12 protein-coding genes and 2 pseudogenes are annotated in these 22,527 nt (G+C 56.0%); 9 read left to right on the top strand and 5 right to left on the bottom strand.

Features of this window, described 5'->3' with window-relative positions; translation table 11 throughout:
* Window positions 1–52: 52 nt before the first annotated feature.
* Complete coding sequence (locus GSQ80_RS23465) at window positions 53–304, bottom strand: hypothetical protein (RefSeq protein ID WP_254059734.1); 252 nt, start codon at window positions 302–304, stop codon at window positions 53–55.
* A gap of 1,296 nt (window positions 305–1,600) precedes the next feature.
* Window positions 1,601–1,795, bottom strand: coding sequence for a hypothetical protein (locus GSQ80_RS23470; protein ID WP_254059774.1), 195 nt, complete (start codon window positions 1,793–1,795; stop codon window positions 1,601–1,603).
* Between GSQ80_RS23470 and GSQ80_RS17405 the strand changes: the two genes are divergently transcribed.
* The 3 genes and pseudogenes from GSQ80_RS17405 to GSQ80_RS23480 all read left to right on the top strand — a co-directional run bounded on the left by GSQ80_RS17405 (window position 1,739) and on the right by GSQ80_RS23480 (window position 6,006).
* On the top strand, window positions 1,739–2,482 hold the full coding sequence (locus tag GSQ80_RS17405) for a metallophosphoesterase (protein WP_254059735.1): 744 nt from the start codon (window positions 1,739–1,741) through the stop codon (window positions 2,480–2,482). The genes GSQ80_RS23470 and GSQ80_RS17405 overlap by 57 nt on opposite strands.
* 280 nt (window positions 2,483–2,762) lie before the next feature.
* A pseudogene (locus GSQ80_RS23475) lies at window positions 2,763–3,047 on the top strand (carboxypeptidase-like regulatory domain-containing protein); the annotation flags it as partial.
* Between the two features lie 1,330 nt (window positions 3,048–4,377).
* Window positions 4,378–6,006 carry a TonB-dependent receptor domain-containing protein gene (locus GSQ80_RS23480; RefSeq protein ID WP_254059736.1) on the top strand — a complete coding sequence of 543 codons (1,629 nt, stop codon included), beginning with the start codon at window positions 4,378–4,380 and terminating at the stop codon, window positions 6,004–6,006.
* A 201-nt stretch (window positions 6,007–6,207) separates the two neighbouring features.
* On the opposite strand, the gene GSQ80_RS17415 is transcribed toward GSQ80_RS23480, so the two are convergent.
* The 3 genes and pseudogenes from GSQ80_RS17415 to GSQ80_RS17420 form a co-directional block, all read right to left on the bottom strand.
* Window positions 6,208–7,137 carry a carboxypeptidase-like regulatory domain-containing protein gene (locus tag GSQ80_RS17415; RefSeq protein WP_254059737.1) on the bottom strand — a complete coding sequence of 310 codons (930 nt, stop codon included), beginning with the start codon at window positions 7,135–7,137 and terminating at the stop codon, window positions 6,208–6,210.
* Window positions 7,138–7,152: 15 nt separating this feature from the next.
* Window positions 7,153–7,476: pseudogene (locus tag GSQ80_RS23980) on the bottom strand (carboxypeptidase-like regulatory domain-containing protein); the annotation flags it as partial.
* Between the two features lie 292 nt (window positions 7,477–7,768).
* The gene (locus tag GSQ80_RS17420) at window positions 7,769–7,984 is read right to left on the bottom strand and encodes a hypothetical protein (protein WP_158788943.1); all 216 of its coding nucleotides are present in this window, start codon (window positions 7,982–7,984) and stop codon (window positions 7,769–7,771) included.
* Here GSQ80_RS17420 and GSQ80_RS17425 point away from each other — a divergent pair.
* From GSQ80_RS17425 to GSQ80_RS17450, 6 genes are all read left to right on the top strand, one after another.
* A complete protein-coding gene (locus GSQ80_RS17425; RefSeq protein ID WP_158788944.1) occupies window positions 7,970–8,446 on the top strand; it encodes a cupin domain-containing protein in 477 nt (158 codons plus the stop codon). The genes GSQ80_RS17420 and GSQ80_RS17425 overlap by 15 nt on opposite strands.
* Before the next feature lie 1,405 nt (window positions 8,447–9,851).
* Window positions 9,852–10,898 carry a LacI family DNA-binding transcriptional regulator gene (locus GSQ80_RS17430; RefSeq protein ID WP_158788945.1) on the top strand — a complete coding sequence of 349 codons (1,047 nt, stop codon included), beginning with the start codon at window positions 9,852–9,854 and terminating at the stop codon, window positions 10,896–10,898.
* A 268-nt stretch (window positions 10,899–11,166) separates the two neighbouring features.
* Entirely contained in the window at window positions 11,167–14,904 is a 3,738-nt protein-coding gene (locus GSQ80_RS17435; RefSeq protein WP_158788946.1) for a carboxypeptidase-like regulatory domain-containing protein, read from the top strand.
* 91 nt (window positions 14,905–14,995) lie between these two features.
* The gene (locus GSQ80_RS17440; RefSeq protein ID WP_158788947.1) at window positions 14,996–19,378 is read left to right on the top strand and encodes a glycoside hydrolase family 38 C-terminal domain-containing protein; all 4,383 of its coding nucleotides are present in this window, start codon (window positions 14,996–14,998) and stop codon (window positions 19,376–19,378) included.
* Window positions 19,379–19,520: 142 nt separating this feature from the next.
* Window positions 19,521–21,839: a GH92 family glycosyl hydrolase gene (locus tag GSQ80_RS17445; RefSeq protein ID WP_158788948.1), complete on the top strand. Its 2,319-nt coding sequence runs from the start codon at window positions 19,521–19,523 to the stop codon at window positions 21,837–21,839.
* 116 nt (window positions 21,840–21,955) lie between these two features.
* Window positions 21,956–22,519 carry an ROK family protein gene (locus GSQ80_RS17450; RefSeq protein WP_158788949.1) on the top strand — a complete coding sequence of 188 codons (564 nt, stop codon included), beginning with the start codon at window positions 21,956–21,958 and terminating at the stop codon, window positions 22,517–22,519.
* Window positions 22,520–22,527: the final 8 nt, after the last annotated feature.

Here is a 22,527-nt window from a genome sequence, read left to right on the forward strand (position 1 = left end):
ATCAAAAGTCAGCTCTTCGAAGCGGAATACCTCGCTGATGAATATTCTCGTCTTAATGCCAACTGATGTCTCCACTGTTGTTCACCCGTCGCAATAGAATGCCTTTCGGGTAATTGAATTCCGGCAACTTCCGCGGCAGTCTGATGGAGCTTGGGTGGTAGGGGCTTGCTGGGACCTGGTTGTTCATTGCCTCGGGGGGACGTTCAACGTTGAACACGTGACGAAAACGATCGAAGCGACTCTGTTGTGCTCGAAGGGATGCCGCAGGTGGGTTCGTCGTGTCTTCTTTCAGCGTGCGATGCATCCGCTCGTGGCGACCGTTTTGTTGCGGTCTGCCCGCTTGTATCGTCCCATGCACAATCCCAATTCATCCACCCGAGCGAGAGTTCCGACAGCCTCAGCAAGCCTGTTCCCGCGAACGGTGCACCGTTGTCAGTCCTGATCCGTGCTGGTACGCCGTACTCACGCATGGCTACTTCGCAGATCGCTCGAACTTGGCACAAGTCGATGCGTGAAACCGATGCAGAAAGGCTTTGGGGACTCTTGTTCCCTCTATGAGTGCGAGTTGTATTTGACCGGTCCGCCCTTAAGGAATCGTCCATTGTCTCCATCTACGCCTCTATCCCTGTACCAGACGTAGCAGAACGGATTAACGTGCTTTTCTTGGAGAGCCTGATACTCGACCTTCCCGTAGACGACTAGCTCGACCTCTCCACGATTGACGTTGAGCGCATCTTGCCGAGTCAGGAAATGTCCGCCGTTCTCAAATTCCACAACAAACCCGGTTGGGACCGTTGTTGCTGCCACGGGCATTTGCATGACGCCATCACCAGCTAGTACCTGTGCTTGGGGAGCACCCTTATAGGACGGCTCTGGCGGAAGAAGATTGAGACTCTTGACTGCATGGAGCCGAACAGCGACATTGAGAATTCTTGGCTGCTGACTTTACGGCGTTGCGGAGTTCAAAAATCCGCGGTTAGAGTTTTGGCATTTTGCGCCATGTCGTCCTCTACGAACGGCAACGGTCCGTGACGAAAGCTAAGTTCTTCAAAGATCCATGCGCGCTCAGTAATGGCCATCAGTACGGTGCTTTCTTGACAGAGTCCGCGTCTGCGGCGGCGGCGTTGTCCTTTCCGGCCTCCGCTAGTTGCTCCATATGCTTGGCGTGCTGCCACAGCCGCTTGGTTTGTATCGAAATTTCCCTAGCGTCTTCTTCGCATAAACCGTCACCGCAATTGAAGTGGAGGAGCGCCGAATTTTACACACAAACGTGCACATATAAACAGGGAAGGCTAGTAAAGTATTCAATCTATTGGTGAAATCGGCAGACACAGCGGACTTAAAATCCGCAGACCTTAACCGGTCGTGGGGGTTCAAGTCCCCCTCCGGGCACCATGGAATCAATGGATTATAGACTTAAAGGTTGCCGTTAGATCCTTGTAAATTAGGGCAGGTGATACTTCTGGTGACACTTTGTTTATACAAGTGTCACAGATGGATCACTGGAGAGCGTTATGGCGCAAAGAGAGCAGGACCCGCCTGCACGAGGGCTATAGGAGCGTTTACCGGGGAGCGGTATCTGGTGGATTCGTTATAGGGATCATGACGGCAAATTGCATAGGGAGAAGGTGGGACGCAAGAGTGATGCGGTCTCTCTTCTGAAAAGCGCCGCAACGAGCGTCGTGTTGGCTTCATCGTAATTCTTTCCGATATTCATGGAAATCTTACTGCCCTTGAGGTGGTCCTCGCTGATATTCGGCAGATCTCGCCAGATGCGGTTTTCCATGGAGGCCATCTGGCTGACTCAGGATCGAGCCCGGTAGAAGTCCTCGATACCATTCGGGACCTCGGGTGGCCCGGCGTAATGGGCAACACAGACGAGATGCTGGTCCGACCCTCATCTCTCGAACAGTTCGCCAATGCATCTTCTGCTCCTCCGGCGATCTGGGACACGGTTCGCGAGATCGCCATCTCGACGCGTCAAAGATTAGGCGACGATCGGCTGGCTTGGATCAGTAATCTGACTATGGTTCTTAGTCATGATGCCTTTGCACTTGTCCACGCTACTCCTCAGAGCTGCTGGCGAGCACCTTCGGAGAGTGCAAGCGAGACCGACCTTGAGCTTGTATATGGCTCACTTGCCAGACCGACCGATGTATTTGGCCATAGTCATTGCCTGTTCATACGCATGTTCGCAGCGGGCACGAAAACGCTGATAAACGCCGGAAGCGCGGGTCTGTCATACGACGGCGATCCTCGCGCGTCGTATTTTGTACTCGATGACGAGGTACCGACGGTGCGGCGCATTGCTTATGACGTGGATCGCGAACTGACAGCTTTGGCGGTATCCGAACTCCCGGGAGCCGCGTGGACGTCGAATATGCTTCGCCAGCACTCCCCAAATGCCGTGATCGATTGCCACGAACAATGCGACCTCGCCTTGACGATTGTCCTACGAGACGCAGTTCTGTTTGCAAACTAACGTCGGCTTAGAGGGCCGCTCGGAGGCGAGGCTCCCGCGAAGTCGCGTTATCGGCAACTTCGGTCCCGAGCAAGGTCATTCTTGACAGTTTTCAACCATTAAAATACCTTCGCTTCTATCCTGAAACGTTCTGATTCGTATCAGACCAGTAAGGATTGTTCGTTCAAGATCACCTCCGAACGCGCCGACGGACGCGGAAACGCTGTCAGGCTGGGAGCGCCACGGAACGACCTGTGGCAACAGAACGTAGTGCATAGGAATAACTTACGGAGGCAAGATCATGCTTACCTTGTTGCGCGCGTTCGCTTTCAAATTCACCGTGCCGGCGTTGCTCGTGATTTCCGGATGTGGTGTTGTCTTGGCGCAGACCGTGACAGGCTCTATCCGCGGCAGCGTGGTGGATCAGACCGGCGCCTCCGTACCCGGGGCCGAGGTGTCAGCCCGGAACGTTAATACGGGTGTCGTGACGAACACGGTGTCGGACCACAGCGGTGCTTATAACATCCAGACCCTTCCCATCGGAACCTATGTTGTTTCTGTGAAAAAGCCTGGCTTCAACACCACGGCCGAGCGTCCGTTTTCGCTGGAAATCGACCAGATCGCAAAGATCGACGTAAAACTCCAGGTGGGAGAAGTAACCACGACTATTGATGTTGCCGCGGACTCGGGGTCCATCCTTCAAACAGAAAACGCCTCGCTTGCAACCACGATCACCTCGAATACGCTCGAGAACATGCCCCTTCCTGGACAGAACTTCTCCGCGGCAACGGTGTTCGTCCCCGGTGCAGTCCTACCCACCTACGGTTCGCTGGGCAGTACGCAGGGTACCGAGCGCGATACGTCTTTCGCCAGCTCGACGCAGCCGTCTTTCAACGGCAACCGCATGCAGACCAACAACTATATCTTCGACGGTACGGACATCAATGAACCGCTACAGAACACCATCGCCTATAACCCTGCGCCTGCGGCCATTGGCGAAATGCGAGTGATCACAGGTAACGCCGACGCGGAATATGGCAACGTAAACGGTGGCGAGATCCTCACCGTGACCAAGGCGGGAACCAATAAGTTCCACGGTAGCCTCTACGCGTTCTACGAGAATCAGGACGGTACTGCGAACACCTGGGCCAACGACTACAACAAAATTGCCAAGGGCGTCTTCCACCAGAACCTGTTCGGCGGCACCTTTGGCGGTCCAGTGTTTAAGAACAAACTGTTCTTCTTCATGGATTATGAGGGATTTCGCCAGACGTCGGCCGGAACCCAGGTGATCTCGCTGCCTTCCCGCAGAATGCGCATGGGCGATTTCTCTGAACTCCTGGGCGCACCAAACGAATTTGGTCAGTCCATTCCTGCTGCACAATACATTCAGCTTTACAACACCACCAACGGTCTGGCAACGGCGACGCCGTACGTGAATAATCAGATCCCGGTCAACAACCCAGTCGCCCAGTATGTCTTCGCACATCCGGACTTCTATCCTTTGCCCAACCGTCCCAGCACGAATGTCAACTCGCCGGATACCAACAACTATGGTGGATACAACAAGTCGGCCGCCGTGAACAACCAGGGCGACATTCGTGTTGACTATGCTGTGTCATCACACGACAACGTTATGGCGCGCTTCACGCATGGCGGCTCGTACGATAAGCCCATTGTGTCCGTCCTTGCCTTCGAGTTTCCGGGTGGGAATGACTATCCGTTCTGGAACGGCGTTCTCAACGAAGTGCATACCTTCAGCCCGAGTCTGCAGAACGAGTTTCGCGCCGGATATTCGCGTATCCGTAATCTCAGCGGCATTCCTGTCGATCCCTTCGGTGACTTCCCGGCAGGCAGCGATACGAAGGTTGGCTATCCCTATGACAGCCCATACCCTGGATTCACGGAAACCAAATATGGGGCAGTTCGCGTACAACGGTATTTTCACCAAGGACCTAACGGTGAATCCTACCTTTGGCAAAGGCTATGGCTTTGCCGACTTTGTCATCGATGCATCCGAGCTCCAGGCCGTGTCCGGTACGGCAGGACGTGTTGGTCAACGCCAATATCGTACGGCGTACTTCGCGGAAGATCAGTGGAAGGTGACGCCGAAACTGACGCTCAACCTCGGCCTGCGCTATGGCTATGACCAGCCGATGTATGAAGTCAACAACAAAGAAGTCAACGTTGACGTCAAGCATCCGGAGACCTGCCCTGCCTGCCTGCTCGTTGCCGGCGAGAACGGTGCAAGCCGCGCCCTGTATAACGCCTTCTATACGCAATTCATGCCGCGTGTCTCGTTTGCCTATCAGATGAACCCGCAGATGGTCATCCGTGGCGGCTACGCCATCACGGACGACTTCGAAGGCATGGGCGCTGCGCAGCGTCTCACTCAGAACCCTCCCTTCATCCCGCAGTATTCGTACAGCAGCACGGCACCTTCGGCGGCGAGCGGTGGAACACCTATCCGTGTGAGCCAGGGTTTCAACGTTGGGGGGCTTACTCCTGGCGCCTCGAATAAGTACGAGGCCTGGGACCCCAACATCAAGCCCGAGTTAATTCAGCAGTACAATCTCACCCTCCAGACACTCGTGGGATCTCATTTCACCTTCCAGGTTGGATATGTCGGGAATGTCGCACAGCATCTCGTCGTTCCTGAACCGTACAACCAGCAAACGATTCCGGGCCCGACTAACACCGCAACTCAACCGTTCAAGGCTCTCGTCGGCGTCGGAGGTCAGGTCTACCTGACGTTGGCGGAAGGCTACTCTAACTACAACGCGCTGCAAGTCCAACTGCGCCAGCGCCAGTGGCACGGCCTGGAATACACGTTCAACTACACCTGGTCGAAGAATATGACCAATAACCCCGGCTACTTCGGTACCGGTGGAGTCGACGGTCCAGGCACCTACCCGCAGAACATCTACGATCCGCATGGCGATTACGGTGTGGCGGCCTTTGATACCCGTAACGCTGTCAACTTCGTGGGTGTGTATGCTCTCCCGTTCGGCCACGGACGGGATCACGGTGACCATGTCAACCGCTTCGTCGATTGGGCCATTGGCGGCTGGAAGGTGTCTGCGGAGGCGGTTCTGTATTCCGGTTTCCCAATCACCATCGGCAGCAGCAACGCCTCCGCCTCGAACAACGGGGGTGGAGCACGTGCTAACCAGTACAGGAAGCTGATCATCAAGAATCGCTCGCTGGCGCACTGGTTTGGTACCGACCCAAGTGCGACTCCGTGTGCTGCCGCCTCGAACGGTGTTTGTGCCTACGGTGCGGAGCTTCCGAACTCATTCGGGACAGCGCGTGTCGGTACCGAACGGGCACCCGGATATCGCGTCGTCGATGCCTCGTTATTCAAGCAGTTCCGCACGTACAAAGAGCAGTTCATCCAATTCCGCATCGATGGCTTCAATGTGGGCAACATTGCGTCTTACTATTACCCGGGATCAACGGCTTCCACGCTGTCAACTTTCGGTCAAATAACCTCAACCCTATCTCCGGCTCGTCAGCTCCAGTACTCGCTGAAGTACGAATTCTAACCGACGACGATCACGTACGACGGCGTCAGCTCCGGTGGACGCCATCGTGCGTAGGGTGCGTAAGCGAGAGCAGTTTCGTAAGCCCAATTGATTCCCGAAAAGTCGGGTTTCCTGCAACTTCGGGATTTTCGGCAGCCGGATTGGCCAAGTTGCCCGAAACGCCGTTTTTCGTGCATTACGCAATGACCTTCTCTGACACCATCAGCGACTTGAACGCTTATGGCCGAGGTTAACTCGGGTAGAGGGTGATCGCGAGACCCCGGGTGCCCCACCCGTCACCTTCACCGGTACGTCGCAGTTGCTCCTCGCGACGCCTTTCGTCTTGTAGCCCCTGATGGACGGTCTAAGGCAGTAGTCACCATCGGGCACATTCCCAATCTGAAACGTCCCATCTCTGCTCAGCCCAACGGTTTGCGTATCCCAAAGATTATTCGCACCTAAAGTGACCCGCATTCCTTCCGCGATTGCGCGACCGTCGCTCAGTATTACTTTTCCTGCAACGATATGTGCGGGTTCGGCGGCCAGACGCACATGGTCGAGAAATTGCCCATTCTCAGATGTCTTGATCACAACAGGCTCTGTACCCTCCCCCTCAGGCATCGAGCTCATCTTCCCATAGAGCAGCCAAGTAACCGGTTGGGGTACGTTGCTTATCAAGAACGAGCCGTCTGCTGCGGTGCCAACTCGTTCTTCTTTGTAAGGATCCCCCCGGATGGTCAGGTCGCCGAAGTACATCCCGCGATTCTTTGGAAAAAGTCCTACCTCCGCATTGCCGACAGGCTTGCCGTTCGCCGTGAGGGTACCGCGAATCGTCGCTCCTTCCGAGACCACCACACCGGTGCGGCTCGGCCCCGTAGGAAGCTTCACAAATTGCGGAGCGTAGCCACGCCCCTCAATCTCCACCAGCATTGCGGAGCTGCTGCCGAGGTACGAAATTTGAAACTCCCCGTTCGCGTTTGTAACAGCCAGCGGATCCAGGCCCGGAACGGTTCCGTAGGTGCTCAGCTCCCCAACGTTGAGACCGATTGGCTCGACGACCACGTCAGGGACGGAGTTTCCGGCAGAATCGGTGACTCTTCCGCGCGCAACGCTGGTGTCGGCCGACGGCGCGGGCCGTCGTATCAATTTCATTTCCCATTCGCTTGTTTTGTCAGGATCGAGCTTTGCGGAGATAACCGGGGTATAACCCTCCTGTACGACCAGCAATGTAAACCATAGGTCAGGGGCAAGGCCTTTTAGATTGAAATCCCCATTCCGGTCGGTGGTCGCCCGTTTGCCACAATCGCGGTAGCAGCTTGGACAATAGGTGCTGTATCCCACCTTGACCCCCGCGTGATAAACCATGACTGTTGCGTGCGCAATTGGTTTGCCCTCAGCATCCAGAACTCTTCCGAACAGCGCAGACTTCATCTCGGCAACGGAACAAAAGCATGATGAAGCGAGTAACAAGCTTGCTACCAACCATCTCATCTCAAGTCTCCGATCTCATCGGTGCAATCATCGGCTGCCCGATAAAAACATAGACTATCCTCATGGGCTAAGGCGAATCATCTCAAGAGTCAGCTAGGGACTGCGCCTTTGGTGCGGTACCGTGCCGCAGCAATGATCAGCGGACATCCTTATGCAGCTGCGTCGCGATCCCATTCTGGCATGTAATTGAAGTGTCCAAGGCCTCGTCATTCCCCGAAGGTCCGGTTATCGGCAAGTTCGAACCGCCATTTGCGAAACGCCGTGCCTCGACGTACCGTCTGAACAATTTGCTCTAAGTCTTATCGTTCAGCCGGAACAAGCGCATCGAATATCCAAAGTGAAACGTTCCGTCGAAAGTGAGGGTTGAAGCATGCGAGCAGGTGAGGTCTATGTCAATCCATCCAGTGGGGAACGAGCGGTCGTTGTCTTGGGAACGGACGAAACTGGCGGGAAGCGTCTTGTGGTCGACGCGTACCTTCGTCCGGGAGGAGGCATGGTAGGACGTCATTACCATCCGTCCCTTCACGAACGGTTCAACGTAATCCACGGCGAAGTGACGTTTACACTCAATGACGAAAAGCATGTAGCACAACTTGGACAGACAGTTGACATTCCTCAAGGCACCCTGCACAGCTTCTGGAACTCGGGTTCAACCGATGCGCTCGTTCGGATGGATGTGCAGCCAGCGGGCCGGTTCGCCATGTTGATCAAGAACGGTTTCTCTCTTGCTCAGGATGGCAAGACCGACAAGACAGGCAAGCCAGGCATGCTTCAAATCGCACTCATGGCAAGGGAGTTTGACGATGTCGTCCGCTATGACATGGGACCGAGATTGGTTCAACAGATTCTCTTTCTAGTGCTGACACCCATTGCTAAGCTGCGAGGCTTGAAAGGTAGCTATTCGGAGTACCTCGCTCGCCCGGCATCAGATTCGGTTCCACTGGATACGTTGGACAGAACTGGCTTGTAGAGACGCTCCAGAAGAATCTTGCGACTTGGTAGCCTAAACTCCCGAAAAAGTCGCATTATGCAGGCCAACAAGCTGGTTGGATTGGCACATCACAAGGTGTCTCAGGCTTTTACGCCGCTAGTGCTGTCGGGGCAGACCCATCCGCGGTTGCTTCCCTGGCGGAATTGCCGACAATGACCGTGGCGGTAGGTGAGGGATCTCCCTTTCACGTTGCATATGGTACTGAAGGCGCTTGGCTGCACGCAACAGGCGAAGAATTAGGGAACCTCGCTGTGACATCAGATGGAAGCCACAGCATACGCACGGGCGTACAGCTGGTTCCGAGTATCGGTGCCTGTACTCAATCCGGAAGCCGTCTTGTCAACGGCGGGCACAGCGGCGCGGTCTTGTGTCACTGCCGCTTGTAGTGCGTTCATTGCTGGATGGTGAGCGATTTCGCACGAATGAAGGAGGTCCTATGCTTAGAACGGATCAGCGCGCAGTTTGCATCGCGATTGATCGCGTCGCAGACATTATCGCCCGAACAATGGAGGCTGACGCGTCCCCAATGGATCGAATGAGTTTTGCACTAATGGAGATTGGCCAAGTGCAAACACGCTTTGACATCGGCTCTTTGCCTTCAGGTTTGCAGGCGAAGATAAGCGAAATAGCCGCGCTGCCTCACGACCGAGGGTCTGTGGCTGGCAACGCGGAATGGAATCGCAAATTGTTGGATCTGTACTTTGATCTTATCCTGGCCACCCGAACTCACTTCACTCGCGTTTGCCGCCTCGCTGGCATGATCCAGGGTCAAGTCCTGCCTGTGACAACAGCCCACGCCCGACACTCGATGGCAAACGAGGGAGCAAACCCCATGATGTCTAGTCTGCAAGTCTTCACTGGATAACAGTCGACTTTGAAGCAATCCGCGAAGCGCCTGAAATGTCGCGTTTTCGGCAACCTCGGTATTTTAGTTGCCGGAAACGCCGGCGGGCTCAAATGTCCGGTGTTTTGGGAAAGCTCATTCCGTTCCAGAGCCGGATAATGACGATCTTGCTCAAAAGATGACATTGCAGGTAGTTCGACGGCCAGTATGATCACAAGCACACGGATGAGCGAGGTCGCTTCTATGACGGTGAGATTGTGGCTTTATTGTTGGCAGACTTCCAGAAGGAAGTTGACACGACTAGGTCGAGAGCCTCAAGGGCACCTTCCGGTAGAGTGCCTGGACACGAATGGGCTCCAAAACTTGACTGAAACAAAAACAAGCTGAACCCTAATCTTATAACCGGCACTAAAACAATCCGTCAAATCATGTACCCGTGGAATATAGGCTTGTTAAGATTGCGCTCATGCGGAGACAGGATCGAGGTTCGCCTTCCTGAGATTGCGCGGTGGCGAGCAAATGGCAAAGAAGAGATGACCAATGACGAAGAAAAGTAAACATCCGACTCTCAGCGAAGTGGCCAAGAAAGCTGGCGTCGGCACGACGACGGTTTCTCGTGTGATCAATGGCGTGGAGCGTGTCGAACCCAAGACCATGGCCAGGGTACAGCAAGCCATCCAGGCGCTTGGATATATGCCGAACCAGGCCGCACGCGTTCTGAAGGGGCATCGCACGCGCACCATCGGTTTTGTCATACCCAGCATCGCCGATCCTTTCTTCTCGAATTGCGCGGAAGTCTTACAGGCAATTGCGCGCAGCAATGACTTCCTGGTGATCGTGCTGACGACGCAGAATGATTCAGCTACTGAACGGGATGCTGTGAATATTCTTACGCAGCATCGCGTGGATGGGTTTGTGATTGCGCCTGCCGATTCAGAAAGTGAGGCTCTGCGCAGTCTTCTCCTCCGGCTTCCGGTTCCGATCGTAGCTTTGGATCGTCCTGTAGCGGGTGCACTCGTTCCCTCTGTCGTTGCGAATAACTTCGATGGCGCGCAGCATGCGACACGACACCTGATCAAACACGGATACAAGCGCATCGTGTGTTTGACCGGTGAGATAAATCTCTACACCATCCGAGAGCGGGTTCGCGGCTACTGCGACGCAATTGAATCGGCTGGGCTGGAGCCCGTTCTAGAGACATCAATCCATGACTATGAGTCGGCTGAGCACGTTATTAAAAAAATGTTCCATAGTCCGAATCCGCCGGACGCCATCTTTACGCTGAAGAATAGGACCACAATCGATACGTTCGAGGCACTGCAAAAATTAGGCATTTCCATCCCGAAGACCGTCGCGCTGGTGGGGTATGACGATTTTCAACTCGCGGGCACAGTACGTCCAGCCATCACGGTAGTACAGCAGCCAATTTATGAGCTTGGGCACGTTGCCGCCCAGCTTCTTTTTGAGAGACTACTCAGTTCACCTGCATCTGGCGGATCTGCTCTCACCAACTCACCGCAGCAGGTTCAACTCAAGACTCGCCTGATCCGGCGAAGCTCCTGCGGCTGCTCTTCGAAGGGGAACTGATCTTTGCAGCGTCGACGCTGTTTTTACTTCTGTTCGTGAGGTAGCTCCGGCCCTCCAGAATTGCCCGTTGTGTTCCTAGCGGACATAGGAAAATTTTCTCTCCAAAAAGTTCTTGACAGTGGTTGATCGTTGGGATAAAAATCTTCGTCATTCATGGAAACGCTACCATTGGCCATGGAAACGCTACCATGAGCATCGATGCGCGGAGAATGCACGTCATGCAGAAGGCCGTAGCTATGACCGAAAGACACTTTTGGAGGGCTAGAGCATGGGCTGCATCACTAAATATTGGGTAAAGGGATTCTTCGCACTCGCGATTATTTTCGGAGTGCTTCACGGCAACGCGCAGGAGTTCCGCGCTACCCTTACTGGCCAGGTGACGGACCCGTCCGGCGCGGTGATCAAGGGCGCGAAGGTCGCAGCTGTGAACACCGATACGAAGACGACTTACACCGCGACCACTACGCCCAGAGGCGATTACTACATCCCGTACGTGCTGCCGGGAACGTATACCGTTACGGTAACGTCTGGGAATTTCAAGACGGCTGTGCAGGAAAAGGTTCTAATGCTCGCCTCCCAGGTGTTCAATCAGAACTTCTCACTGCAGGTGGGCTCGGTCACCGATCAGGTGGTGGTGAGCTCAGCTCCGCCCCAACTTGAAACCGAGGACGCCTCGGGCAACAACACGATCGGATCGCGCGAGATTGAGAATGTTCCGTTGAACGGCGGCCAAATCTACTCGCTGATTGGCACGACGCCAGGCAGTCAACCGACATACGCCGCCAACACCCAGTTGAATGGTTACAACGCGCAGAACTCGTACACCATCGGTGGCGGGATTGTGGGCAATAACCAGTTCACACTGAATGGCTCGAACATCACGAGCCAGTACACGTACGACAACCAAGGTGCGGGGGAATGGACGATCTCTCCGAACATGGACAGCATCCAGGAGTTAAACGTTATGACGACCACCTACGATGCGCGCTACGGCCGCACCAGCGGTGGAACGGTGAATTCGGTGAGCAAGAGCGGCACCAACCAGTACCATGCAACGGCGCGGTATGCCTTTGAAGGCACGACCCTGAATGCGAATTCTTACCAGAACAACCTCAACGGGAGCCCACGAAATGGCCAGGTGCAGAATCAGTACTGGATAACGGCGGGCGGTCCGATCATCAAGAACAGGCTGTTCGTTTTCTTCGGATTTGAAGGATTTCATCAGTCGCTCGCATCCTCATTGTTCGAAAATGTCGCCCCTGCATTTTTGCGTCCGGGGTATAACGGCAATGCGGGCGTAGATTTTGGTCTGGCGCAGGCGATGGATCCCACTGACTTTCCCAACGGTCTTCCGGTCTACGAGCCGGGATCGGGTGTTTGCTTAGATGGCGGTCCCGTGGAGTCCTGCAACAGCAACCGTATCGCCCAGACACTTTTTCCGAATGACACGCTTCCGGCATCATTGATCAACCCGACGGCGTTGGCCGTGTTGAAGTTCCTCCCGTTGCCGAACGTGGCGAACGCACAGAACCTGGTCAGCGGAAATAACTATTTCGCTCAGAATCCGGGATTGCTGCACTACAACCAGCCACAGGTTCGGGTGGACTACAACTTTACTGATCGGACGAAGCTGTACAGCTACTTCATCTACTCCAACGGTGCCAACTTTCACAACAGTAACGGTCTGCCAGGGCTTGCCGAGAATGGCACCATTAACGCGATACACCAGACTTATGTGGCAACGCAGGATGTGACACACGTATTTTCACCGACGTTGACCGGTGACTTCAAGGTTTCCTTCACCCGCTTCTATGCGACTTCACCGGATGGCAACCTGGCACAGCAGACGGATCCTTCGACGATTGGTCTCGACATGCCTTTGCCCGGTTCTACCAGTGCAAAGTATCTTCCGGAGTTCAACGTGGTGGATGGATGGAGCACCGGATTTACAGGTCATAATCCAAATGGCACCAACAATTTCTTTGGCAACACCTTCAACCCGAGCGTCGTGAATAACTACACGCTCAACGTGGACTTCACGAAGACACATGGGTCTCATACGATGGAGTTCGGTGGAGAGATCGATGAGTTCCAATTTGGTGGTTTTCCTGACGGCGGCGGCAACGCGAATGGCCGCTTCGGCTTCAATTCCGGTTTCACACAATACGATCCGCAAAACGCAAACTGCTACAGCCCCACCGGCGCGCCCAATTCGAGTTGCAACACCTTGCCGAACAACCAGAATGGATCCGCGCTCGCTTCGTTCTACCTCGGCTACCCGGACAACGGCGGCATCGACTGGATCGGATCGATCATGGAAGGGTATCCGGTGTATGCAGGTTACTTCCAAGATAACTGGCGCGTTTCACGGCGCATGACGCTGAACCTGGGCATCCGCTATGACGTGCAGCGAGGGCTGCGGGAGCGGCACAACAACCTCAACCGCGGCATCTGCCTGACCTGTATCAATCCGATCGGAAACCAGGCGGCCTACCAGGCGAATGTGGCGAATGCAGCGAATAACGCTGCATGGGTCGCAGCCGGCATCGACACATCTTCGCTCTCGACGGTCATGGGCGGAATTCAATTCCCGGGTGTGGACGGGCAGTCGCGCGATGCCTATGACACCGATTGGTCCGATGTAGGTCCACGCTTCAGCTTCGCCTATCAGATCGACGCAAAGACCGTGATCCGTGGTGGTTATGGGATTATGTACTCCTACGGTCTGGAGGGCGGCTCCAGTGTAGGTGAGACCCAGACCACGAACTATACGGCATCGCTCAACGGGGGCAACACACCAACCAACAACTTCAATAGCGGGAGCCCTTTTGCCAGTGGCCTGCTTGCCCCCACTGGAAATAGCCTGGGGCTGGAGACTGATCTTGGTAACGGCGGCGTGCAGGTAGACTTCCCACAACGCAAGATTCCCATCGAGCAGATTCTGTCTCTGGGATTCCAGCGCGAGTTGGCGCCTGGCCTGGTTCTCGATGCCAGATATGCCGGAAATTTCACAAATCGTCTGCGCACCTTTTTGTGGACGAATGGAACGGCCAGCCTAGCGCAGCAGCAGGAGGCCGTCGCCAATCCGAACTACTTCAACCAGCAGGTACCAAACCCGTTTTATGGCGTTCCGGGCATCTCGGGGCCGGGACAGTGCGGCACATCCACAACGATTCCTGCAATTGACCTGCGCACGATCCTGCCGCAGTATTGCAGTCCGGGCGGAACGGGCCTGGTGGGAGAGTACAACGCCCCGATTGGAGGCAACTTCTACAACGCTCTGGAGGTGAAGCTCAGTAAACGCGTGAGCGGAGGAGGAGGGCGTGGCCTGAGCTTCCAAATTTCTTACACGTATTCGAAGACGATCAATGAAGACGGATATCTGAACGGCTGGCCTTATCAGGACTTAGTACGCATTCACCAACTTGCCGATAATGACCGGACGCATGTCCTGGCGATAACCTCTGTCTACAATTTGCCGTTCGGGCGAGGCGGCATGGTGTGGACACATCCCTCGCAGATTGTGGATGCGCTGATCGGCGGCTGGGTTCTTGGTGGTGTATTCACCGCCGAGAGTGGAACGCCGGTTGGTGTCAATACTGGCTGGTATTACACATGCAACCATAGCTATCGACCGACAGGAGGATCGACGCTGGGGCACTGGTTCTCAACCGCGAACGATCCGAGTTCGTGCTGGCAGGGCATCCCGCCCTACGGCCTGATGAACCTTACGGGCAGAACGGAGCAGGTACGCAACCCCACAATTCCTGACCTGGATCTTTCGCTGGAAAAGACTGTGCCGATCTGGAATCGTTTGAACTTTACGTTGCGGCTGGACGCATTCAATGTAACCAACTCGGTGTTGTTTGGCGGTCCTGACACGAACCCTGGAGATGGAGCTGCGTCGTACACTGCAGCCTCTCACTGGAGCGGCTTCGGAACAGTGGGCCCCAACCAGCAGAACACGCCAAGGGTGTTGCAGATCCAAGGCAAGATAACGTTCTAATAATTGTGTCTGGACAGGCCACGTGCGCCACTGGTGCCGCGTGGTCTGACTTAATTAAGTTTTGTACTTAGAAGATGAACCTGGAGATTGAATGCAACTCTTGCGCACGCGTTTCGTTTCGGGCCTGCTGGCTTCCGTAAGTTTGATCACGCTGTCTGCGGCACAGACGCCTCAGAAGCCGGACCTCACCAAAGAACCGACTCTCTACGTCGTGGGATACGCGCATCTTGATACGGAATGGAGGTGGGAGTATCCGCAGGTCATCGATGAATACCTCCGCAGAACGATGGAGGATAACTTCAAGCTGTTCGACAAGTATCCGCACTACATATTTAACTTCAGTGGAGCGAATCGCTATCGACTGATGAAGGAGTATTACCCGGCGGACTTCGCGAGAGTGCAGCGAGAGGTCGCGGCTGGGCGCTGGTTCCCGGCGGGTTCGTCGATGGAAGAGGGCGACGTGAATGCGCCGAGCGCGGAGGCGATCATCCGGCAAATCCTCTATGGCAACGAGTGGTTTCAGAAAGAATTCGGCAAAAGTAGTGCGGAGTTTATGCTGCCGGATTGTTTTGGATTTCCGGCTTCGCTGCCAACGATCCTGGCGCACTCCGGGGTGGAGGGGTTTTCGACGCAGAAGCTGACGTGGGGCTCGTCGGCGAACGCGGGTGGACCGGAGTCTCTGGAGAGGACTCCGGAGGGGACGCCGTTCAACGTGGGGGTGTGGGTTGGGCCGGATGGAGAGAGCGTTCTGGCGGGCCTGAATCCAGGGGCCTATAGCGGTGGAATCTCAACGGATCTGAGCACTCCATTGCCGGCGCTGCCGCCGAATCCTGCATTAGACGATGTGCAGAAGAAGCTGGCCGGGGTGCAGCAGAGACTGCAGGCTTCCGAGAAGAATCATGCGCCCGATCCGAAGGATCTTCAGGAGTTCTTTGCGCTGCGCACGGAACTGGCTGGAATTGAGGCAGGACAGCAGGAGAACGCGGAACGGCGGTTTCAGGGCGACTGGGCTGCGCGCGTGTTGAACAACGGCAAGGTCACCGGAGTGTTTACGGACTACCACTACTTCGGTACAGGCGATATCGGTGGAGCGCCGGATGAAGAGTCGGTGAAGCGTCTGGAGGCGATCGTGACCAAGGGCACGGTCGATCTACCGCCGCAGAATGGGTTTTTCATGCGGGGCCACGACCATCCAGCATGGCCTGCGACGCAGGTGGGCGAGGGGCCGGTGCATGTGATCTCCGCGACTGCTGACCAGATGTTTAAGGACATCACACCGGCGGAGGAGGCTGAGCTGCCTCGGTATACCGGTGAGATGGAGCTGACGAATCATTCGACGGGCTCGCTTACGTCGCAGGCGTATCAGAAGCGTTGGATTCGGAAGGAAGAGTTGCTTGGGGATGCGGCGGAGAAGTCGTCGGTTGCGGCGGCATGGCTGGGCGGGCGGAGCTATCCGATGCTGCGGCTCAATGACGCGTGGACGTTGGCAATGGGAGCCCACTTCCATGATCTCGCTGCAGGCACGGCGACTCCTCGAGCGTATGAGTTCGCCTGGAATGATGATGTCATCGCGATGAACCAGTTCGCCGATGTGCTCAAGAGCGGGACGGAGGCTGTCTCCGCGGGAATGGACACCGAGGGTGAGGGAGTGGCGGTGGTGATCTTCAACCCGCTCAACATCGCAAGGGAAGATGTGGTGGAGGCCAAAATTGATTTCCCGGGCGGAATGCCTAAGGCTGTTCACGTGGTTGTGCCAGATGGTCGTTCCGTGGCAGCGCAGATCTCCGATGGCAAAGTGGTGTTTGAGGCGAGCGTGCCTTCGGTTGGCTACGCGGTGTATCACGTGTTGCCAGGCGCCGCCGAGGCGAGCTCCTCGGATTTGCACGTCAGCAACAATGAGCTAGAGAATGCGTACTACAAGGTTACGTTGAACGCGGATGGTGACGTTGCGAGCATCTTCGACAAGCAGGCGAATCGTGAGCTGCTTGCGGCGCCAGCGCGTCTGGCCCTCTCGTATGACAATTCTGCACAATGGCCGGCGTGGAATATGGATTGGGTTCAAGAGCAGGCTAAGCCGAAGGAGTACGTGTCGGGGCCTGCGAAGGTTCGCGTAGTGGAAGACGGGCCGGTGCGCGTCGCCATCGAGGTGACTCGCGAGACAGCGGGGTCGCGGTTTGTGCAGACCGTTCGGCTGTCAGCGGGCGATGCAGGGAAGCGTGTTGAGTTTGGAAATGTCATTGATTGGAATACGCGTGAGACAAATCTGAAGGCTACTTTCCCACTTACCGCTTCGAACGAGATGGCGACATACAACTGGGACATTGGCACCATTCAGCGGCCTACAGCGCAGCCGAAGAAGTTTGAGGTGCCGTCGCATCAGTGGATCGATTTGACGGATATGAGCGGGAAGTTCGGAGCGACGGTCCTGACCGATAGCAAGAATGGTTCTGACAAGCCAAACGACCATACGATTCGGCTGACGTTGATCCGCACGCCCGGGACTGCAGGAGGTTATGCCGACCAAGGCACGCAGGACATTGGGCATCATGAATTCACGTATGGGATTACCGGACATGTTGACGGCTGGCGCAAGGCGGAGACGGACTGGCAGGCAGAACGGTTGAACGATCCTCTGATTGCCTTTGAGTCGTCCGCGCACGCAGGCCCATTTGGCAAGACGTTTTCGCTGGTGAAGGTAAGCAATCCACGTATCAGGATCATGGCGCTGAAGAAGGCGGAGGCTAGCGACGAGTATATGGTGCGACTGGTCGAGCTGGACGGCAAGCCGCAAGCTGATGTGCGCGTCTCTTTTGCTGCGCCGGTTACAAGTGCACGCGAGGTGAAGGGGCAGGAGCAGCCTCTGCGCGATGCGAATATCGTCGACGGCGCGCTGGTGACTTCGTTTGGGGCGTACCAGCCGAGGACGTTTGCGATTAAGCTGGCAGCTCCGAGTGCGACGGTTTCGGATGTACAGTCGGCGCCGGTGACGCTGCACTATGATTTGGCGACCGCGAGCAATGACGGAGATCCCTCGAAGGTTGGTTTTGACGGCAAAGGTGATGCGCTGCCGTCGGAGATGCTGCCTGAGCAGATTACGTTCAACGGGGTCGTGTTTCACCTGGCACCGGCGAAGACTGGATCGCTGAACGCAGTGGTTGCGAAGGGACAGAAGATCGAGCTGCCGTCGGGTCACTATGACCGGGTGTATGTGCTGGCGGCGGCTGCCAATGGAGATCAGAAGGCGGCGTTCGAAGCGGGCGGAAAGACGACGGAGCTAAACGTCCAGGACTGGGGCGGATTCATTGGCCAGTGGGACGATCGCCAGTGGAGCGCGAGCGGCGAGAATGATAACTACGGCGAGATGGTCGCGTTGAAGCCGGGCTTCATCAAGCGGGCGGACCTGGTCTGGTATGCGTCTCATCATCATGATGCGGCGGGTAAGAATGTTGCCTACAGCTATTCGTATCTGTTTGGGTATGGGATCGATCTGCCGGAAGGAGCGAAAACGCTGACGCTGCCGAAGAATGCGAACGTTCGTGTGTTGGCTATCTCGGTTGCTGATGAAAATCCGGAGACAAAGCCGGTGCAGCCGCTCTACGATGTGCTTCCATCTCCGCACGCGGGATCGTCTGACTTCTCGATTTCGGCAGCATCGACAGCTTCGATTTCGCAAGGGATGACGAGCACGAGTCGGGTCCTGGTGATGCCGAGAGGCAGCTTCGATGGCAAGGTGAAGCTGACCGTTTCGGGACTTCCCGAGGGTGTCAGCGCGAGCTTTAATCCGGCGGTCGCAGCGGGGACCAGCACCTTGACCCTGACTGCGGCGAAGTCGGCCCCTCCCGCGACCGCGACGCTTACGGTTTCCGGAGAGGCAGGTGAGATTTCGCACAGCGTCACGCAAGCTTTGTCCATCACTCCGGTACTGACGGGAACGGTGCCGGTGAATTTGTCGTCTGCGTACAACCTGTTTGGCATCTACAAGGACGGTTCCAAGTTTGAAACGTCGGCGGCTCTCGATGCCAGTGGTTTCGCTTTCTCCGAAGAGACGCTTGGACAGGAACAGGTGGGCGACGAGGTGGTGTTCAGGCTGGGGCCACCGAATGTGGCTGATGCAGTCACCAGTAAGGCGGTTGATCTTCCAGCGGGAAATTTCGCAGGCATCAGGATTCTTGCGACAGCGGTGGAAGGGAACCAGGACCACCAGATCTTTACGGTGAACTATAGCGACGGAACCTCAGCGTCCTTCACGCAGACGCTCAGCGACTGGTCGGGAGTGGGTCACGTCCGTGGAGAAACGTTGGCCGTACGTGTTCCGTATCGTCTGGCGGGGGATGGATTGCAGGACTCAAATCCGTTCCATCTTTTTGCCTATTCCTTTCCTCTCGATCCAACCAAACAGGTTCGCAATGTCACATTACCGGAGAACCGGAATGTGGCGGTCTTCGCCATTACGCTGGTGCCGCCGGCTAAGTAGACCGGATGCAGAAACGACGTTGAAGTTCGGCAGCCCTTGGAGTGTGTCCCTGGATGGATAGGGACGCGCTCTGAGAGAGGTTCGCACTTCCGTTGCAACCTGAACGATTGCTAGGTGAATTAGAAGTGCCAAGGGGACATGCATGATTGCTACTCGGAGTTCCATTCGATGCGTAGGTCTTCTCTTCGTCTGCGGAGGCTTCCTGCCTCCAGCCGTGCGAGCACAAAAGGCTATGTCTCACGGCGAACGGCCGGTTGATTATGCAAACGGGTTGGTTGGTACGGCGCCGCTTGATCAGCAGAAGCTGATCGGCAACGCACCACCGCCCGGGGAGCAGTTGTACTCGGGATTTACGTCTCCATCCGCGATGCTGCCGCACAGCTCCACGGAACTCGGGCCGATCAATGCCAATCTGGACGTGAACTATCCGGCGGGGGTGCGAGCGCCTTACTTCTATCCCAATCGCATGATCTACGGATTTACGAGTGGCGCGGATGGGAGTCCGACGGTGATGCCGGTGGTCGGCGACTGGACGGTTCCTCCTGAACGCAGCGCTTCGGTGTATGACAAGGCGCGCGAGAAGGCTTCTCCGGGATATTACAGCGTTTACCTGGATGACTATCAGACGCTTGCAGAGATGACCGCAACCACATGGGCGGGGATATTCAGGTTCACGTTTCCGCAGGCAGAGAAGGCGCACATTCTTGTGGATCTTGGCCGCGGCGGCGGAGATATCGAAGTTGTCGACGATCACACGGTTCGCGGGATATCGCGTGATGGCCGTAGCTATTTCGTGGCAGAGTTCTCTCGGCCGTTCACGGGCTTCGGAGCGTTCAAGCAGCATCCCGCGGAGCATCCAGGATATTCGCTACTGGGAGACGATGAGGTCGACCCGGATGCACGAACGATCTCAGGACATTTCGCAGGCGCGTATCTGCGGTTTACGACGACATCGAGAGAGCAGGTTCTGGTGAAGGTTGCTTCCGGGGCCAGCTACGCGATGGCCGAGGAGAGGCTGAAGGCTGAGGAACCTGGATGGAACTTCGATGCAGTCCGGCAACAGGCAGAACAGGCGTGGGCGAAAAAGCTGGACAAGATAGAGGTGCAGGGTGGCACGCGAGAGCAGAAGATGCTGTTCTATTCGTGTCTGTACCATTCCTTCTATAGTCCGCAGCTACGGGCAAGGAAGGGCGAGCAGTTCACCGATCGCAATGGGGTAGTTCAGCAGGCGGCTTATGACCGCTACGGTCCCGTTCCGCTATGGGATACGGGGCGAAACCAAATTGTGTTGCTGACGTTGCTCGAGCCGGATGTGAAGGTCAATATTCTGCAGTCGGAGCTGGATGCAGCTCGCGAGTCCGGGTACATGGAGACGTCGTTTCACGGCGATAATGCCTCGCTGATGTACCTGGGGGACTGGGAGCGCGGTCTGAAGTTCGATTGGGCTGGGGTATATGACTATCTGCGCAAGAATGCGACGGATCCCAATGGTCCCAGAGGACATCTCGCGGAGTATGTGCAGAGGGGTTGGATTCCGGATGTGATTCCGCAGGGTAATCCGAGCCCGCCGTATGCAGGCGGAAATGCCGGTGTTGCGACGACGCTCGAATATAGCTGGGACGATTACGCGCTCGCGCTCTATGCGAAGAAGCTGGGCAAAGAGGATGACTACAACCTATTCCTCAAGCGTGCTCATAACTACAGGAACGTCTTTGATCCGAGTACGCACTTCATGCGAGGGAAGACGGAGGATGGGCAATGGATCTCTCCATTCGATCCTCGAGAGCCTTACTACAATTTCATGATGAAAGAAGCGTCCGGGTGGTCGACGCTGTGGCTTGTGCCGCATGATGTGCAGGGATTGATCGATCTACTGGGCGGACGCGAGAAGTTTACGGCCAAGCTGGATGAGTTCTTCAGCACCCCGTACACCGCAAAAGGAATCTGCCGGGATTGCACGGGCGTGATCGGGCAGTATGTCCAGGGCAATCAGCCTGACCAGCAGGCTGCGTATTTCTATGACTGGGGCGGCCAGCCGTGGAAGACCGAGGAGTTGACGCGCAAGATTCTTGCGCTGATGTACGGGAGTGATCGGTATGGACTCGCATTCCCGGGCATGGACGACCAGGGGTCGACGTCGTCGTGGTATGTGATGAGTGCGTTGGGATTTTATCCAGTTGATCCGTCCAGTCCGGACTACATCCTTGGCAGCCCGATCTTTGATAAGGCGACAATCCACCTGGGCAACGGGCATGACTTCACGATCGTGGCGCACAACAACTCCGCGAAGAATATCTATATCCAGTCGGCAACGCTCAATGGCAAACCATGGAATAAGCCGTGGTTCAGTCACTCCGATATGGTCGACGGCGGAACGCTGTCACTGACGATGGGGCCTTTGCCGAACAAGCAGTGGGGAAGTGCGGTGGACGCAATTCCGCCTTCTATGACTCCAAGATGATCGAGGGTAACCTTTGACTGCATTGCCTGTTATTAACCGTAGTAGGCGGGTCTAATTTGTGAAGCGATGTTGTCTCATTTCAGGCGCAACGTCGAGCGAATCTAACGGAAAGGGCTATGACTCAGACATACTCGATAGGCGTCGATCTCGGAGCGACGAATCTCCGCATTGCCTCATACTCGGAAGCGCTTGGGTTGATGGACACGATCTCTCTTCCCACGCGGCTGGTGGAGGGACGAGAGCGTGTGGTTCGTGACCTCTGCGAGGCGGTGGTCAGCCTGAAAAAGAAAGGCTATGACGGCCGGGGACTGGCAGGCGTTGGCATCGGAACGCCGGGGCCGCTGGAGCTTCCAGAAGGGATCCTGCGTAATCCGCCGAATCTGCATGGCTGGGATGGTTTCGACCTTCGCAACGCGGTGGAGACATGCCTTGCACACTCGGTCAGCATCGAGAGCGACGGCAACGCCGCGGCTCTGGCAGAGGCTCGATTGGGTGCTGGGCGCGAGCGAAAGGTGGACTCCTTGGGCATCCTGACCTTAGGGACCGGGGTCGGCAATGGACTTATCCTGAATGGCCGAATCTGGCATGGCTCGACTGGTATGGGGGGAGAGGCCGGGCACTGCATTGTGAAGGATGAAGATGGAGCTCCCTGCGGCTGCGGCGGGTTTTGGTGGCCTTGAAAAAATTC

Origin of the sequence: Granulicella sp. L46 (assembly GCF_009765785.1) — a bacterium.
Lineage (GTDB): Bacteria > Acidobacteriota > Terriglobia > Terriglobales > Acidobacteriaceae > Granulicella.